A 17,147-nucleotide genomic window follows, 5' to 3' on the forward strand; every position below is an offset into this window, starting at 1 on the left:
CCCCCGGGTCACCGGGTGAACGTATCGATGGCCGAGATCCGCCAGGTGTCGCCGCGGCGAACGGCGTCCACGGCGAACATGGCCGCCGCGTAGGTCGTCTCGTCCGACTTGCCGGTACGGGTGTTGCTCTGGTCGGCGAAGATCAGCAGCCGCGCCCGGTCGCCGTCCAGGAGCTCCACGCCGCTGTCGGTGACGGTGGTGGTGAGCACGAGCTTCTGTTTCTGCCCCTGGGCCCGGACCTGGGCGAGCATGTCCTTGTGCTGCTGCACCGCCTTGCCGACCAGGTGGGTCCTGGCCGCCTCCTCGGAGTTGGCGGGCGAGGCGTAGTTGTACGAGAAGACCGCGCCGACGGCGTCGGCGATCTGGCCCTTCACCTCGCTGGTGCGGCCGATGTCGGTGAGGGCGGTGTTCTGCCGGGACGGGTCGTCGCGCAGACTGCCGGCCGAGGTGAACGCCCAGGCGGCGAAGGCCCCGAGCAGCACGGTGAGGGCGCAGAGGACGGCGGGCAGCCGGACGCGGAGGCGGGAGGGCGCCGTGCCTCCCGGTTCCGTCTTCTCCCGGACCTCCGCCTTCTCATCGCCCGCTGCCGGGTCGGCGTCGTCCGAGGCCTCGTCGTCAGTGACGGTGTCCTTCGCGGACGGGTCCGGTACCGGCTCGTCGAGGGCCGGGGTCGCGTGCCCGCGCGCCGGGGCGGCGGCGCGTTCCGCGGCGGCGGTGGCCAGGCGGCGCTGACGGTTGACGAGGTGACGGGTCGTCGACATGTCCGGGGTCCTCTCGGTGGCGGGGCGGGGTGGGAGTCGGTGGCTCAGAGGCGGTCGGGTGACCTCGGATCGGAAAGCGGACGCGGCCCGGTGCGTGCGATTCCAAGGCGGAGGAGGGAGGCGACGCGGAGCGTCGTCGACCGACGACAACGCGGGAAGCGTGCGTGCCAGGCCGCGTCCGCCCGGTCAGAGGTCACCCGACCGCCTCTCAGCCGGCCGTGTTGCCGACGGGTGCCTGGCCGAGGGCGCTGAGCTTCCACCCCTCGGAGGTACGGCTGAGCCGGCCGAGCATCCGGCTCTCCTTCACCGCGGGCTTGCCCTTGGGCGCGGTCACGGTGACCCGCAGCGCCACCATCACTCCGGCCTTCCCGGCCCGGTCGTCGAGTTCGGTCACCGCCCCGGACAGGATCTGGGCCGTGCTGACCGTCTTCGCCTCCTGGATCTGCTTCACGAACGCGTCCCGCCCGTCCACGAGCTGCTGGTGCAGATCGCCGGTGGTGGAGTCCTCCCAGCTGTCGAGGCCCTTCGCCAGCTTCCGGTGGTCCAGCGTGTTCATGTTCTGCACGGCCTGCTCGCCCGCGGCCAGCGCCTCGTCGCGCGCCTGCGCGTACGCCGCCGACTCGTCGTGCGCGGCCTCGTAGCGGGAGACGCCGCCCCAGGCCGCCGCACCGGCCGCCACGACCGTCAGTACGACCGCCGCCGCCATCAGCGGGTTCCTCGTGATCCGTACCCGTGCCATTGCTGTCTCTCCCCTGCCGGCCGATCCGTACCGAGTTGCGCGAGTGTGGGCACTGCTATCTGGAGGTGATCTCGGCCACGACCCAGTGGCCGTCCCGGAGTTGGGCGGTGACGGAGAGCTGCGCAGCCGCCGTGGTGGCCGGCTTGCCCTCCCGCTCGTAGATCTGGTCGAGGAAGACCAGCAAGTGGGCGCTGTTCTCCGTCAGCCGGGTCACTCCGGCCCGCACGACATGGGTGGTGAGGGTCAGCTTCTGGTCGGCGGCCTGCTTCTCGACCTGGCCGAACAGGGCGGCGTACTGCTGGAGCGCCTTGCCGGCCAGGAGCTGCTTCGCCGATTCCTTGGTGACGGCGGTGGCCTGGGGGCTGTAGGAGAAGACCTTGCCCAGTGCGTTGCTGACATCGCCCGCGACCCGGGTGGTCGCCTCGCTGTCGGTCAGCGCGCGGTTCGAGGTGGCGGGGGTGTCGCGCAGCGCCCTGCCCTGGGCGAAGAGCACGCCGCCCGCCGCGAGCAGTACGACGGCCAGGACCGCCGCCACGACGCGCGGCCACCGCCGGACCGGGGCGGGCGGGCCGGGCTGCCCCTCGTCGGTGGCCGTGCCGGGCCCCGCCGCGGCCTCTGCTCGTTCCTCGACGTCCCGCGCGTCCACGTCCGTGCTCACGACCGCCGTCCCTCCCCGCTGTTTCATGCGCCGCTCCCGACCGGGATCGCCGTGAGCGCCTTGACCTTCCAGCCGTCCGCGGTCCGGGACAGCGTGGCCTCGAAGCGCTTGCGCTCGGTGCCGCCCTTTCCGGTGCGCGGGGTGACCTCGACGTCGACGGTCGCGATCAGTTCCGCCGTCCCGGTCCGCTCGTCGAGCGCGGTGAGCGCCGCGTCGGTGACCTTCCCGCGTGCGGTGGCACCGGACTTGGTCAGTTCCTTCGCGTCCTTGCTCCGGGTCCGTCCCAGCTGGTCGTGGAGCGGCCCGGTCGAGGCGTCGAGCCAGGCGCCGAGGCCGGCGTCCACGCTCCTGGCGTCCTTGGCGTCGAGGCTGTTCAGCCGGGCGAGGTGGTGCTTCCCGTCGGCCAGCGCGGCATCGCGGCTCTTCGCGTACGCCAGGCTGTCGTCGCCGCGCGCCTGCGCGTACGACCAGCCGCCGAGGGCGCAGACGAGCGCCGCGACGAGCAGCACCGCCCAGCCGGTCAGGGTCCTGGTCCGGGATGTCATCGGCCGCCTTCCTGTCCGAGGCCCAGCAGTCCGGCCATGCCGTCACCGGCCGCCGGGCTGCGGCCGGTGACACCGAGCGCGCCCGGGAGCCGGTCCGCGTCGCCGCCCAGCAGCATCGAGCCGGGCTTGGCGGGCTCGGGCACTGCGCCGCCCTTCGGAGCGTTGGCGCTGCCCCGGACGTTGATGCCGGTGCCGGGCGAGGAGGTGCAGCGGGCCTTGGTGTTGACCGGCGGCCCGGCCGAGGTGTCCAGCCCGCTGCGGTAGACGGTGCCGCCGTATCCGGCGGTGCAGGGCAGGGGTTCGAAGAAGGTGACCGACATGCCGAACCGGGCGCCGTTCTCGTCGATCGCGCTGGCCCCCGCGGCCGCCACCGCGGGCAGTTTCACCAGAAGTTCCTCGATGCCGCGCTGCCGGGTGACGGCGACCTCGGAGGTGGTGAGGAGGTTGGCGACGACGACACCGAAGCTCGGGTCGAGGTCCCGCAGCAGTCCGCTGATCTGTCCGGTCGCGTCGGGGGCGACCGCGATCAGCTTGCGCAGATCGGTGTCGGAGCTCTTGAGCTGGGCGGCCAGTTCCTCGGCCCCGTTGGCGAAGCCTTTGAGCGCTTCACCCTGTTCGGCCTGGGTGCGCAGCACGGTCCGGCCGTCGGCCATCAGCCGGGTGTTGACGGGCAGTGCGTCGTCGGCGGCCTGGACGAACTCGCTCCCGGTGTCCAGCAGCACCTGGAGGTCGTCGCCGCGCCCCTCGAACGCGGTGCCGAACTCGTCGACCACCGTGCGCAGGGACTCCAGGTCGACGGAGCCCGCCAGGTCGTTGACGCTGGTGAGGACATCGGTGACGGGCGCGGGGACGGTGGTGTCGGCCTGGTCGATGACGGAGCCGTTCGCCAGGTACGGGCCCTCGGTGCGGGTGGGCCGCAGGTCGACGTACTGCTCGCCGACCGAGGAGAGACTGGCGACGACGGCCTCGAGGCCGTCCGGGATCTTCGGGGCGTCCTTCTCGATGCGCAGTTCGGCCTCGACCCCGTCGTCGGTGAGCTCGATCGGCCCGACCCGGCCCACCGAGACACCGCGGTAGGTGACGTTGGAGTGGGTGTACAGCCCTCCGGTGCGCGGGAGTTGGACCGTGACGGTGTAGTAGCTGCGCAGCCCGACGTAGTGGCCGAGGTCGGCGTAGCGCACTCCGAGGAAGCCCAGCACGAGCACCGCGATGATCAGGAAGGAGATGTTCTTGAGCCGGATGGCGAGGGTGATCATCGGCTGCTCCCGTTCGTGCCCGCCGTCGGGACCTGGGGAAGGGGCAGCGGCAGTGCCTGCCCGGACCGGCTCGAAGCGGCGCCGGTCTCCGGAGTTTCCTCCGGGACGATCGACGGGATGATCCGGGTGCCGGGCACGGCCGTCAGATCCAGGTAGACGTTGAGGTAGTCGCCCTTCACCCCGCGCAGCACCTCGTCGGTGAACGGGTAGGTGAGCAGCACCTGGAGGGAGTCGGGCAGGTCGCGTCCGGAGTCGGCGAGCGCCTTGAGGCTGGGGGCGAGGGCCTTGAGGTCGGCGATCATGTCGGCCTTGCTCCTGTTGACCGTGTCGACTGCCACGGTGGAGAGGGTGTCGAGCGAGCGCAGCATGGTGAGGAGCGAGCCGCGCTGCTTCTCCAGGACCTTCAGGCCGGGGCTGAGCCCGGTGAGGACCGTGCCGACGTCCTGTTTGCGGGTGGCGAGGGTGGCGGAGAGCCGGTTCACCCCGTCGAGGGCGTCGGTGATGTCCTTCTTGTGGCCGTCCAGGTTGGTCACGAGGGTGTTGACCCGGCCGAGCATGGAGCGCATCTGGGGTTCGCGTCCGGCGAGCGCCTTGTTGAGCTCGGTGGTGATGGTCTTGAGCTGGTTGACGCCACCGCCGTTGAGCAGCATCGACAGGGCGCCGAAGACCTCTTCGACCTCGGGGTTCCGGTTGGTCCGGGTCAGCGGGATCCGGTCCCCGTCGGCGAGTCTGCCCTGCGCGGTGCCGCGTGCCGGGGCGGCGAGCTGGATGTACTTCTCGCCGAGGAGGCTGGACTGTTCCAGATGGGCGTAGGCGTTGGCGGGCAGTTCGACCTTGCCGTTGACCCGCATGGTGACCTTGGCGTTCCAGCTGCCCGAGCCCAGGGAGACCTTGGTGACCCGGCCGACGGCGACATCGTTTACCTTGACCGATGCCTGCGGGGCGAGGCTGAGTACGTCGGCGAATTCCGCGGTGATCTCGTACGGGTGGTCGCCGAGGTCGGCGCCGCCGGGCAGCGGCACCTGGTCGATCCCGGTGAACGAGGGCAGGCCGGACGAGGTGACGACGAGGGCCAGGCCGACGCCCACGGCCAGCACCGCGGCGATGCCGGTCGTGCGGGGCCCGGGTCTGCGCAGCGTACGGCTCATCGGTTCGCCCCCTTCTTCTCCGTGGCGGTCTTCGCCGGGGTGCCGTAGACGGTGCCTACGGCCGGGAGCGGCAGGGTGGGCAGCGTCTTGCGCCGTGCGCTGTCCACCGGGGTGAGGCCGGCGATTCCGGTGGCACCGGTGAGCGGTCCCATGGAGAGCTCGTTGAGGTTGGTGCGGCCGTTGAGGGTGCGGTTGACCGGGTCGTAGGCGTTGACGACGTTGCCCGCGGCGAGCGGCAGGGTGTCCATCGACTCGGCGAGCGAGGCCCGCTGGTCGACCAGGGTCTGGGTGAGCGGCACCAGTGCGTCCACGTTCGCCTTCAGGGCGCCGCGGTTCTTCTGGATGAAGCCCTTGACCTGCGCGAGTGCGGTGCCGAGTTCCTTCAGTGCGGCACCGAGGTTCTCCTTGTCGTCGGCGAGGAAGCCGGTGACCGAGTTGAGCTGCTGTTCGGCGGCCCGCACGTTGCCGTCGTTGTCCTTCAGCATGGTGGTGAAGGTCTGGAGGTAGGACAGCGTGTCGAAGAGGTTCCCGCTGCTGTTGTCGAGCGTCCTGGTGGCCTTGCCGAACTGCTCGATGGAGTCCCCGATGGCCTTGCCGTTGCCGTCGAGGTTCTTGGCGCCGGTGTCGAGGAGTCCGGACAGTGCGCCGTCGGCGTTGGCTCCTTCCGGGCCGAGCGCCTTGGACAGCTCCGTGATGGAGTCGTACAGCTGGTCCACCTCGACGGGTGTGGCGTTGTTCGCGGCCGGCAGTACGGCGCCCGACGCGAGCTCCGGTCCGCCGTCGTAGGCGGGGGCGAGCTGGATGTAGCGGTCGGCGACGAGGCTGGGGGCGACGACCACGGCGTGCGCCTCCTTGGGGACCTTGACGCCCTTGTCGACGCGGAGGGTCACCTCGACCTCCTTGCCCCGGGGCGTGACCGATTCGACCCGGCCGACCCTGACGCCGAGGATCCGCAGGTCCGATCCGGCGTAGACGCCGGTGGCCTGGTCGAAGTAGGCGGTGACGGTCGTCGTTCCCTCGTCGTCCATGGCCATCACGCCGGTGGTGGCCGCGACGGCCACCACGGCGAGTCCGGCGCCGATGCCGACGATGCGCTTCATTCTCATGTCAGCGGCCGCCTTGCTGCTTGGGTGGCTTGCACTCGGCCCCGGCGGGGGTGCCCGCGGGCACGTACTCCTTCGGGACGACTCCGCAGACGTAGTTGTCGAACCAGCGGCCGCTGCCGAGGGTGTTGCCGACGAGCCGGCTGTACGAGCCGGCGAGCGAGAGCACCTTGTCGAGGCTCTTGCGGTTCTTCACCAGTACGGCGGTGACCCGGCCGAGCGAGTCCAGGGTGGGCTTCAGCTGTTTGTTGTTGTCCTTCACCAGGCCGGTGAGCTGGGTGCCCAGGTTCTTGGTGCCGGTGAGCAGCTGGTGGATGGAGTCGCGGCGGGCCTGGATCTCGCCGAGGAGCAGGTTGCCGTCCTCCAGCAGGGTTTCGAAGCTGCTCTTCTTGTCGGCCAGGGTCTTGGTGAGTTGCTTGCTGCCCTTGAGGAGGGTGGCGAGCTGGGCGTCCCGTTCGGAGACGGTCTTCGAGAGGGCGGACAGCCCTTCGGCCGCGCTCTTCACGTCCGGCGGGGAGTCCTTGAAGGTGGCGGAGATCGTCTCGAAGCTCTTGGCGAGCTGTGCGGTGTCGATCTCGCCGATGGTCTCGCCGAGTCCGTTGAACGCCTGGGTGACGTCGTACGGGGAGGTGGTGCGGCTCGCCCCGATGCGCTCGTCCGGGTCCTGCGGGGCGTCGCCCAGCGGGTCGACGGCGAGGTACTTCTCGCCGAGCAGGGTCTTGATGGCGATGCCCACGGTGGAGGAGTTGCCGATCCAGACGTCCTTGACCTTGAAGCCGACCTTCACCTTGGGGCCGTCGAGCGAGACGCTGGTGACCTCGCCGACCTTCACTCCGGCGACGCGTACCTCGTCGCCCTCGCTCAGTCCGGCGGACTCGGTGAAGTCGGCGCTGTAGGTGGTGCCGCCGCCGATGAAGGGCAGCGAGTCGACGCGGTAGGCGCCCAGGCCGATGAGGGCGAGCACGACCAGCCCCACGACGGCCACGGCGACGGGGTTGCGTTCCCGTACGGGTTTGATCCTCATGACTGGCACCTCGGCTTCCTGACCTCGATGCCGGTGGGCGGGGTGCTGCCGTCCTCGGTCGTCACTCCGCTGACCTTGGCCTCGCAGAGGTAGAGGTTGAGCCACGAGCCGTACGAGGTGAGCCTGCTGATCGCCGCCATCTTGGCCGGGGTCTTCTGCAGGAAGTTCTCGATCTGCGGGGTGCCCTTGCCCAACTGGTCGGAGAGACGGCCGAGTTGCTTGATGTCACTCTTGAGCGGTGCCCGGCCGTCCTCGAGGAGGTCCGCGGTGACGGTGGTGAGCGCGCCCATGGCGGTGACCGCCTTGCCGAGCGGTTTGCGGTCACCGGCGAATCCGGTGACGAGCTTCTGCAGGGTGACGACGAGGTCGTCGAAGCCGGCCTCGCGGTCGTTGACGGTCTTCAGGACCGTGTTGAGGTTCTTGATCACCTCGCCGATCACCTTGTCCTTGGCGGCGACCGTGCCGGTCAGCGAGCCGACGTGCGAGAGGATGCTGTCCACGGTGCCGCCCTCGCCCTGGAGCACCTGGACGATGGAGCCGGCCAGCTGGTTGACGTCGGGCGGGGAGAGCCCTTCGAAGAGCGGCTGGAAGCCGTTGAAGAGCTGGGTGAGGTCGAGCGCCGGGGTGGTGCGGGAGACCGGGATGGTCGCTCCGGCGGCGAAGCTCCGTCCTACCGGCCCGGCCCCCTGGTCGAGGTCGATGTAGCGCTGGCCGACCATGTTGAGGTACTTGATCGAGGCGGTCACCGACGCGGGGAGCTTGCGCCCCTTGCGGACGGCGAAGCCGACCTCTGCCAGCCTCTTGTCGGCCACCCGGATGGACTCGACCTGTCCGACCTTGACCCCGGCTATCCGGACGCTGTCGCCGACGACCAGTCCGGTGGCATCGGTGAACCTGGCCTTGTACGTGGTGGTGTCGCCGATACCCGTATTGGCGATGGACAGCGCCAGCACACTGGTGGCCAGCACGGTCACCAGGATGAAGACGATGGATTTCGCGAGCGGAGCGGCGAGAGAGCGGCGCTTCACTTGAGCTTCACCTCCGCACCGCGGAAGGCCGGACCGATGAGCACGCTGCTCCAGTCGGGCAGGGTCTGCGGCTGTACCTTCAGTGAGGGAGCGACCAGCTCGTTGACGAGCCGGCTCTCCTGCGGGGAATTGGGCATGCCGAGACCGGACTTCGGGTCCGACGGTGCGGTGCCGGCCGGGTCTTCGGCGGGTGTGCCGCCGGGTGCGGTGACCGGCACCGCCGCGCGGGTGTCCGCGGTCGGTACGGCCTTGCCCACGTACGGCACGGAGTAGCAGTGCGGTCCGCCGGTCGCGTCGTAGACCGGGGTGTCCTTGCCGGGCACGTACTTGCCCTTGGACTTCACGGACTTGACGGTGACGTGGAGTCCGGGCCGGTCGGTGCCCTTCCCGAGCGCCTTGTCCATGGCCGGGACGAAACCGGCCAGGGTCCGCAGGGTGCAGGGGAATTCGGCGGAGTACTTCGCCAGCAGTTCCAGCGTCGGCCTGCTCTCGGCGGAGAGCCGGATCAGGTTGTCCTTGTTCTCCCGCAGGAACGAGGTGAGGTCCTGGGCGGAGGCGGTCGTGGACCCGTAGAGCCCGGCGAGCTGCGCCTGCTGTTCGGCGATGGTGCCGCTGGTGGTGGTGAAGTCGGTGAGTGCGTCGAGGATGTCGGGGGCGGCGTCCCCGTACACCTTGCTCACCTTGACGAGTTCCTTGATGTCGGCGTTGAGCGTGGGCAGCTGGGGGTTGAACTTCGCCAGGTGGGCGTCGAGCGTGGCGAGGGTGTCGCCGAGCTTCTCGCCGCGCCCCTGGAGGGCCTGGGAGACCGCGCCCAGGGTGGCGGCGAGCTTCTCCGGCTTGACCGCGGTCAGCAGCGGCAGGACGTTGTCGAGGACTTCCTCCAGCTCGATGGCGTTGCTGGAGCGGTCCTGCGGAATGACGGAGCCGGCCCGCAGCGGCTGCGTGGAGGGCAGTTCGGGCGGTACGAGGGCGACGAACCGTTCCCCGAAGAGCGTGGTGGGCAGCATCTGGGCCGTCACGTCGGCCGGGATCCGGTCGAGCTTGTCGGGGTCGATGGCCAGGGTGAGCCGGGCCCCTTTCCCGTCCGCGGAGATGTCGCGGACCTGGCCGACGACGACGCCGCGCAGCTTCACATCGGCGTTGTCGTGCATCTCGTTGCCGACGCTGGAGGTGCGTACGGTCACGGTGGCGTCGTCGGTGAAGTCCTTCCGGTACACCGAGACCGACACCCAGACGAGTACGGCGGGTACGAGGAGGAAGGTGACTCCGGCGAGTCTGCGGCGGACGGTCTGCGTCCGGTGGGAGTTCATCAGCCGGCCACCTTCACCGTCGTGGTCGCGCCCCAGATGGCGAGGGAGAGGAAGAAGTCGGTGACGCTGATGAGCACGATGGCGTTGCGCACCGACCGCCCGACCGCGACGCCCACTCCGGCGGGCCCGCCTGTGGCGTGGAAGCCGTAGTAGCAGTGGGCGAGGATCACCATCACACTGAAGATCAGCACCTTGAGCACCGACAGCAGCACGTCGTCCGGGGAGAGGAAGAGATTGAAGTAGTGGTCGTACGTGCCCTCGGACTGGCCGTTGAACAGGACCGTGATGTACCGGGACGCCAGGTACGAGGAGAGCAGCCCGATCGCGTACAGCGGGATGATCGCGACGACCCCGGCGATGATCCGGGTGGAGACGAGGTACGGCATGGACCGCACCCCCATCGCCTCCAGGGCGTCGACCTCCTCGTTGATCCGCATCGCGCCGAGCTGGGCGGTGAAGCCCGCGCCGACGGTCGCGGAGAGTGCGAGTCCGGCGACAAGCGGGGCGATCTCGCGGGTGTTGAAGTAGGCGGAGATGAAGCCGGTGAAGGCTGAGGTGCCGATCTGGTTGAGGGCCGCATACCCCTGGAGACCGACGACGGTGCCGGTGAAGAGCGTCATCGCGACCATCACGCCGATGGTGCCGCCGATGACACCGAGTCCGCCGCTGCCGAAGGCCACTTCGGCCAGCAGCCGCTGGACCTCGCGCAGATAGCGGCGCAGGGTGCGGGGAACCCAGATCAACGCACGTACGTAGAAGGTGAGTTGTTCACCGGATCGGTCGAGCCAGCTGAGCATCGACATCGGTCAGCTCCCCTTCGCGGGGACGATCTGGAGGTAGATCGCCGTGAGGACCGTGTTCACGAAGAACAGCAGCATGAAGGTGATGACGACGGACTGGTTCACCGCATCACCGACACCCTTGGGGCCGCCGCGCGGGTTGAGTCCCCGGTAGGCGGCGACGATGCCCGCGATGAAGCCGAAGATCAGCGCCTTGACCTCGCTGATGTACAGGTCGGGGAGCTGGGCGAGGGCGGAGAAGCTGGCCAGGTAGGCGCCGGGGGTGCCGTGCTGGAGGATCACGTTGAAGAAGTAGCCGCCGAGCGTGCCGACGACGGAGACGAGCCCGTTCAGCAGTACGGCGACCAGCATGGTGGCCAGGACGCGGGGGACGACGAGGCGCTGGATGGGCGAGACGCCCATGACCTCCATCGCGTCGAGTTCCTCGCGGATCTTCCGCGATCCGAGGTCCGCGCAGATGGCGGAGCCCGCAGCGCCGGAGATCAGCAGGGCCACGATGATGGGGCTGGCCTGCTGGATGACGGCGAGTACGCTGGCGCCGCCGGTGAACGACTGCGCGCCGAGCTGCTGGGTCAGCGAGCCGACCTGGAGGGCGATGACCGCGCCGAACGGGATCGAGACGAGTGCGGCGGGCAGGATGGTGACGCTGGCGACGAACCAGAACTGCTCGATGAACTCCCGTACCTGAAATGGACGTCGGAAGACCTCCCGGCTCACGGTCGCAGCGAGCGAGAAAAGCTTCCCGGTCTCGCGCAGCGGGGAGAGCAGCCGGTTCGGGGCCTTCTGCTCCGGCCGCTGGGACGCCGTCGCGCCGGCCGCCTCGGCCGGAGGCGGCTCGGGGGGCCGCACCGGCATGGGGGCCGTCACAGGCGTTCACCGCCCACGGCCGGGGTGTAGCTCTTCATGATGGCCGTGCGGGCGGCCTCGGGCAGCTGGCCCATCATCGACAGGACCCGTTCCCGGCGGCGCAACGCGGCCTGCCGGACGGGCATGCCGGGCGAGGGCTCCAGCTGGGGTACGACGGTGCGGGGCGCGTTGGCGGAGCTGATGCCGACCCCGTAGCCGTTCATCTCCTCCTCGGCGAGGGTGGCGGCGTCCTTCTCCTCCGCCATCCCGATGGGCCCTTCGCGGCGTCCCGCGAGGAACTGGGAGACGACCGGCATGTCGCTGGTGAGCAGCACCTCGCGCGGTCCGAAAGTGACGAGGTTGCGGCAGAAGAGCATCCCCATGTTGTCCGGGACGGTGGCCGCGATGTCGAGGTTGTGGGTGACGATCAGCATCGTCGCGTCGATCTGCGCGTTGAGATCGATGAGCAGCTGGGAGATGTACGCGGTGCGGACCGGGTCGAGTCCGGAGTCCGGTTCGTCGCAGAGGATGATCTGCGGATCCAGGACGAGGGCGCGGGCCAGGCCGGCCCTCTTGCGCATTCCGCCGGAGATCTCGCCCGGCAGTTTGTCCTCGGCCCCGAGGAGGCCGACGATGTCGATCCGCTCCATGACGATCCGCCGGATCTCGGATTCCTTCTTGCGGGTGTGTTCACGCAAGGGGAAGGCGATGTTGTCGAAGAGCGACATCGATCCGAAGAGGGCGCCGTCCTGGAACATGAGCCCGAAGAGTTTCCGGGTCTCCATGATCTCGCGTTCCGGGCTGTTCACCATGTCGACGCCATTGATGAGGACGCGACCCTGTTCCGGCTTCAGCAGACCGATGATGGATTTCAGGAAGACGGTCTTTCCGGTGCCGGAAGGCCCGAGCATCACGCTCACTTCTCCGGCGGGCAGTGTGAGGGTGACGTCCTGCCAGATGTTCTGCTTGCCGAAGGACTTCGTGAGGCCCTCGACTACTACTTCGATTCCCATCGGCCCTCCTTCGAAGTTGTTGTGAACGAAGTCATCTGTCAGCGCTCCGGCTCCGATAAATGCAATGGCGGCTCGTCACACATGCACCAGGAGGCGCACGCTATGTCCGCCGAAACCGTCAGGGCAAGCCGTTGAGCAGCGGAAATCGACGAACCAGGTGCCGGGAGTGGATCACTTGTCACTCATTGACAAATCAGCCGCCCGGCTTTGTTGAAACATGCGCAAGCACTCGGTGGAGAGGTGGGGGCCCACGGCCCGACGAGCCGGAGCCGCGGGGCACCGGCAAGCGGATGCCGGCGCATTCCTGTGCTGGCCATACGGGACGCTACGACTGAGTAACCTGACTCCGCAATACCGAAAGCCGAACTTTCTCCACGATGCCCGAGGGGCGGCGATCACTTGTAAACGAGTGAGTGATCGCCGGGAAAAACCTGTCCGGGAGTGATGAATTCCGAAGGACGCGGGAGATCGTCCACCCGGGGATTGGCACCTGCCGCACGTTCGGCGTCCACGAAGAAGCACACACCCGGCCGCGACAACGGCACGGCCGCCGGCCCCGACCCTTGACGGGGTCGGGGCCGGCGGCCGGCGTCGAACGGGCTCAGCGTTCCGGAACGGGCTTCTTCGGGGGACAGTCCGGGCTGTCCGGGTTGCTGCCCACGCACAGGGGGGACTGCGTCATCTTGATGTAGTTTCCGCTACCGGAGATGGACGCCGTCAGCAGTGGTGACACGTCCTCGTCGACACCGCAGCCCGTGAATGCCGGGATATCGGTATCCCCACTCATCGTGCCGCCGCGGTTGACCGTGTATCCCGAGGGCGGATTGCCCGTACCGAATGCGTAGAGCGTCTGCTTGATCGGTTTGACCGTCCGGCAGTTGGAGCCCACGTCGAGGGGTTCGCCATTGACGCGGACATTGCTGATGGTGAGTTGGAACTCGGCGGTGACGGTCGTGTCCTCCGGGATCCTGGGGTCGGCGTTGTGGCTGACGGACTTGATGAGGGCGGGCGGACCCACCTGGGTCATCACCATGGTCGCGGTCGTCGGCATGAATCCGTAGGTGAGGAATGTCCCCTGCGCCGGAGGCATTTGCCGACGCCCCTTGTAGTCGAATTCTGCTTCACTGAGCACCGTGAAGGTGTCCGTGCACGGATCTGCGGTGTACGTCTTCATCAGAATGACATTCAGATGTGCGGGCCCGAGCAGCGCCGCCGATTTGAGCTTCTTGACGTTCGTGAACCCTGCCACGTATGTCTCGGCCGGCGTGGGAATGGAAATCGGCGGAAAGGGGCACGGTTCGGGATCGGGGTCGCCCTCCGCCCTGGCCGCGCGGCGGGCGTCGTTCAGCTTCTCCCGCTGGCTGGGCGGGAGCTTCCCGGCGAGGTCGGGCAGGTCGGGCAGGTCGGGGGTGGGCTCGACGGGCTTCTCCGACACCGGGCCGTCGATGGTGAAGGAAGCGAGTGTGGCGTCCGCTCCGTCCACGGGCCGGCACGCGACTTCGATGACGTCCGGTACGGCGGCCGAGCCGTCCTCTTTCAACGGGTTCAGAGCCAGCGTCAGGTCCGAGGCGGACAGGGTGGCGGTGCCGGGCGAGCCGAACGTGGCCGTCGGGACCGCGCCCGCGGCTTCGAGCCCGAGACTGTCCTGCCCGGCGATGTCCTGCGCGGGAGCCTGGAGCCCGGACCACTCGGCTATGACGGACTTCTTCGACATGGCGTGCAGGACCTTCAGTTGCGCGACGGCCGACACGGCGGTGGCGTCGAGCTCTGCCAGCTCGTCCAGCGCGGCCTTCGGCAGATCGACCCGCACCGTCACATCGCGGGACTCCACCGGTCGGCCCACCGCGCCGCCTGCCGGGAATCGCCCCGCGACGACCGCCGCTATCGAATACGTACCTTGCGGGGACCGGCAGTTGTAGTCGAGGGATATCTCCGTTCGCGGCGCATCGGCCATCGAATCCGCGCCCGGAAGAAAGGTGGCCGCGACGACCAGGAGGCCACCGGCGGCAATTCGCGCGGGCTGGCGAGTTGTCCAGCGCACGTTGCTTGCCATGTCTCGATACCTCCGGGAACTCGCGTTCAGAACTACGTGTGGATTTTTGATCCACCGGCAGCACCGCCAGACTTACCGAGCGGTACGGTACGCGCCGTGGCAACTGAGGGGAAGCAGTGAATCTTGAACGGTTCATGAGGCCCGACGACCGCTGTCATTCTTGACGATCCGTGACAATCGACGAACGGGAAATTGTCAGTTCTTGAGTGTCCCGCATGCGTCCCGGAGCACCGGCGCCACACCGGATGGCCCGGCCATCACTGCCATGGCCGGGCCATCCGCTCCGAGCGAGTGGTCCGTCAGCTGTAGGTGATGACGGGCGAGAGGCCGGAAGCGCTCTTGACGGTGTAGGTGCCCTTGAAGGTCGCCGTCGCACCGACGATCCCGCAGCCGCCGCCCACCTTGTTGCTGATGGTCAGTGTGCGCGGGCTGGTCGCGGCGGGCGCGACGGCGAGGGTGCCGTTGGCTCCCCCGGCAGTCGGGTTGTTGTACTGGCCGTCCACCGAGCCCGTCACCGTGAAGGTGCAGGGGCCGAGGACGCTGGAACCCGTGACCGTGGCCTTGATGTTGTCGATGTAGCCCGTGGTCAGACCGGTCGCGTTGGTACCGGCGCCCGCCGTGTAGCCGCCCGGCGTGTTGCCGTTGATCCGCCACGGACCGTTGGTGCCGGAGGTCTCGCTGGTGACGGTCCACGTACTGCTGAACGGACCGGTGCACGGCGCGTTGAACGTGGCCGTGGTGATCTGGGCGAGCACGGGCCCGGCGACGGGCGAGGCCGGGGCGGTGCCGTTGGCCGTGGCGGTGGCGCACTTGATCTGGTTGCCGACGTTGTCGGTGAGGATGGTCTGGCCGGCGGCACCGGTGAAGCTGCCCGTCGGCGCGATGTTCCAGGCCGCGGTGGGCCCGGCCATCGCCGAAGGAGCGGTCAGGGCGACCGCGGCGGCAGCGGCAGCGGCCGCCGCCAGGATGCTCGTCTTCTTCCGCATAGAACTTCTCCCTTTTCCTGTCCCGTTGCTGAATCAGTGGGGTGCGACACAGAAGGAAAGGACAGTCACGACCCACCGTGGAATTTTCTTGGGGAGGTGCTCCCGCCGATGTGGCAGGCGGTTTGCTGATTCACCGGAAAATCTTCGGCCGCATCATGCGTGCGACTGATTCCGGAGTAACCGATATTCCGCCGGATCGCTTTGCGCGAATTCAGGCGATGCCATTGATCGATGTGCGATTTCTTCCCGACTACCCGGCAGTACGTTACTCCACCTATTCGGAGTTGAGAAGAGATGCGACTCTTTCTTTCTTTCGCTCTGTATTCCGGCAGTACGGCGCACGCATGGCCGAGGAATGCGGGCTCTACCGCGCCGCGGAGTGCCAGTACCGTGAGAGCGCCTTGCCCTCGTCCGGGGCCAGGGACGCCGGGTCGTACGGGCTCGCGAAGTACGTCTCGGCACTGTTCAGCACGACGTTGTTCTTGCCCGCCGCCGAAGGCAGGCTGGTCTTCAGGTTGACCGCCCAGTCCAGCAGGCCCGCACCACAGCCGCTTGCGCCCGGAACCGCATAGCCGAAGTCGCCCTGGTCCGCGCCTTCGAAGACGTAACGCCCCATCTCGCCGGTGTCACTGGGCGTCCCGTCCCCGGCGAACTGCTGGAGCGAGAGGGAGGGGGCCGTCGTGTTCTGCGGCTTCAGCACGATGGGTTTGGACGTGGTCCCGATGTAGCACTTGTCGCCGAGGAACGGGTTCCGCAGATGTATGCGGACCGGAATCGACAGGATCGGCTGGCCGGTGCCGAAACTCGCGGCCATATTGAAGTCGCTCGGGGCCCCGGCCGGTTCGATCGTGGCGGTCACCTTGTTGAGAGTGCTGTTGGTGATCTGGTTGCAGATTCCCGAGACGACGGGGATGCCGCTCGGGCACATGAGACCGAGCAGGCCACCCGGCAGGTCCGCGGAATCTGCGACGAGCGCGCCCTCCGGGGGAGCGATCAGCGACGTGGTGCCGTCGCTGTGCTGGATCACACCGAGTTGGAGGTCGGTGTTGCCGGTCACCACCTGCGTATTGCCGAGTTTGATCGACCCGCCGGCCGAATGCGAGGAGATACAGGTCGCGATGTCCGTCACGCCGTCGGCCGCCAGCATGGCGGGCGCGTCCACCGGGCACCGGCTGAACGGCCCCCAGTGCCCGTTCAGTTGAGTGGCCGCGGTGGCCGTTCCGGTGGAGAGCACGGCGACGAACGCGGTACAGGCTGCCAGCAGCCCCGCACGCGCTCCGGTCGAAGCGATTCTCATGTCATCCCCTCTTGGCTGCCACCCCATTGGGCGGCGTCGTACATGGAGTTGGCCGGTTTCAACGCAGGCGGCATCGACGCCAGGAGTGACTGCGTGTGTTGCGGACGGGACTTTCTGGGGCTCAGCTGCGCCGGTGGAACGCTGACGGCACCGTCTCGGAGTTACTTCGCGGGTGGATCCGGAGCCGGAAGGTCGAGCAGTGATTTACCGACGAATTGCATGCCTCAATTGGTCGAGCCGTGATGTTACTTGCGAGAAACACGGCGACACAATCCTGCCGGATAAGATCTTTTGCGATACTCGTTTTTTGATCCAGAAATGAGCAGAAGTACGCCTGGAGCTTGTCAACGGATGCGTATGCCGAGGGGCGGAGAGCGTGCTCGCCGGCCATGGACACCGTCCTGCGGCAGGAAGCCCGACCGGCGGCGATGCCCGGTCGCAGGGAACCGGGGAGTCCGGCACGAGGCGGCGCGAGCACACAGTGGACACCGTCGCCGCCACTTCCGCCGACCGCCGATTCCTGCACCCGCCACCCGCTGCCCGCCACCCGCCTGACCCCCACCCCGAGTTGTGCGGCGTC

The 17,147-nt window shown here is 68.4% G+C and carries 16 protein-coding genes; all 16 read right to left on the reverse strand.

Annotated features, from left to right (window positions below):
- Positions 1-8 precede the first annotated feature (8 nt).
- Positions 9-761 (reverse strand): hypothetical protein, encoded by a 753-nt coding sequence (locus OG842_RS05840; protein WP_266728058.1) that lies wholly within the window; start codon positions 759-761, stop codon positions 9-11.
- 208 nt (positions 762-969) lie between these two features.
- Positions 970-1,467, reverse strand: a complete 498-nt coding sequence (locus OG842_RS05845; RefSeq protein WP_328512653.1) for a hypothetical protein — start codon at positions 1,465-1,467, stop codon at positions 970-972.
- Positions 1,468-1,555: 88 nt separating this feature from the next.
- The gene (locus tag OG842_RS05850) at positions 1,556-2,185 is read right to left on the reverse strand and encodes a hypothetical protein (RefSeq protein ID WP_328512105.1); all 630 of its coding nucleotides are present in this window, start codon (positions 2,183-2,185) and stop codon (positions 1,556-1,558) included.
- The gene (locus OG842_RS05855; RefSeq protein WP_266728062.1) at positions 2,182-2,703 is read right to left on the reverse strand and encodes a hypothetical protein; all 522 of its coding nucleotides are present in this window, start codon (positions 2,701-2,703) and stop codon (positions 2,182-2,184) included. Before OG842_RS05855 ends, OG842_RS05850 begins: the two co-directional genes overlap by 4 nt.
- Positions 2,700-3,959 (reverse strand): MCE family protein, encoded by a 1,260-nt coding sequence (locus OG842_RS05860; protein ID WP_266728064.1) that lies wholly within the window; start codon positions 3,957-3,959, stop codon positions 2,700-2,702. Before OG842_RS05860 ends, OG842_RS05855 begins: the two co-directional genes overlap by 4 nt.
- Positions 3,956-5,107 carry an MCE family protein gene (locus tag OG842_RS05865; RefSeq protein WP_266728066.1) on the reverse strand — a complete coding sequence of 384 codons (1,152 nt, stop codon included), beginning with the start codon at positions 5,105-5,107 and terminating at the stop codon, positions 3,956-3,958. The genes OG842_RS05860 and OG842_RS05865 overlap by 4 nt, the downstream gene beginning before the upstream one ends.
- Positions 5,104-6,213 carry an MCE family protein gene (locus tag OG842_RS05870; protein ID WP_266728068.1) on the reverse strand — a complete coding sequence of 370 codons (1,110 nt, stop codon included), beginning with the start codon at positions 6,211-6,213 and terminating at the stop codon, positions 5,104-5,106. Before OG842_RS05870 ends, OG842_RS05865 begins: the two co-directional genes overlap by 4 nt.
- A 1-nt stretch (position 6,214) precedes the next feature.
- Positions 6,215-7,234 (reverse strand): MCE family protein, encoded by a 1,020-nt coding sequence (locus tag OG842_RS05875; protein WP_266728070.1) that lies wholly within the window; start codon positions 7,232-7,234, stop codon positions 6,215-6,217.
- Positions 7,231-8,262 (reverse strand): MCE family protein, encoded by a 1,032-nt coding sequence (locus OG842_RS05880; RefSeq protein WP_266728072.1) that lies wholly within the window; start codon positions 8,260-8,262, stop codon positions 7,231-7,233. Before OG842_RS05880 ends, OG842_RS05875 begins: the two co-directional genes overlap by 4 nt.
- Complete coding sequence (locus tag OG842_RS05885) at positions 8,259-9,572, reverse strand: MCE family protein (protein WP_266728074.1); 1,314 nt, start codon at positions 9,570-9,572, stop codon at positions 8,259-8,261. The genes OG842_RS05880 and OG842_RS05885 overlap by 4 nt, the downstream gene beginning before the upstream one ends.
- Positions 9,572-10,375 (reverse strand): MlaE family ABC transporter permease, encoded by an 804-nt coding sequence (locus OG842_RS05890; RefSeq protein WP_266728076.1) that lies wholly within the window; start codon positions 10,373-10,375, stop codon positions 9,572-9,574. The genes OG842_RS05885 and OG842_RS05890 overlap by 1 nt, the downstream gene beginning before the upstream one ends.
- 3 nt (positions 10,376-10,378) lie before the next feature.
- Positions 10,379-11,239 carry an MlaE family ABC transporter permease gene (locus tag OG842_RS05895; protein ID WP_266728078.1) on the reverse strand — a complete coding sequence of 287 codons (861 nt, stop codon included), beginning with the start codon at positions 11,237-11,239 and terminating at the stop codon, positions 10,379-10,381.
- Positions 11,236-12,231, reverse strand: coding sequence for an ABC transporter ATP-binding protein (locus OG842_RS05900; protein ID WP_266728080.1), 996 nt, complete (start codon positions 12,229-12,231; stop codon positions 11,236-11,238). Before OG842_RS05900 ends, OG842_RS05895 begins: the two co-directional genes overlap by 4 nt.
- Positions 12,232-12,832: 601 nt before the next feature.
- Positions 12,833-14,284, reverse strand: coding sequence for a DUF6801 domain-containing protein (locus OG842_RS05905; RefSeq protein ID WP_328512106.1), 1,452 nt, complete (start codon positions 14,282-14,284; stop codon positions 12,833-12,835).
- Positions 14,285-14,583: 299 nt separating this feature from the next.
- Positions 14,584-15,270, reverse strand: a complete 687-nt coding sequence (locus OG842_RS05910; RefSeq protein WP_266728084.1) for a hypothetical protein — start codon at positions 15,268-15,270, stop codon at positions 14,584-14,586.
- Positions 15,271-15,634: 364 nt separating this feature from the next.
- Positions 15,635-16,567, reverse strand: coding sequence for a hypothetical protein (locus OG842_RS05915; RefSeq protein WP_266728086.1), 933 nt, complete (start codon positions 16,565-16,567; stop codon positions 15,635-15,637).
- Positions 16,568-17,147: the final 580 nt, after the last annotated feature.

The organism is Streptomyces sp. NBC_00376, from assembly GCF_036077095.1.
Classification (GTDB): domain Bacteria; phylum Actinomycetota; class Actinomycetes; order Streptomycetales; family Streptomycetaceae; genus Streptomyces.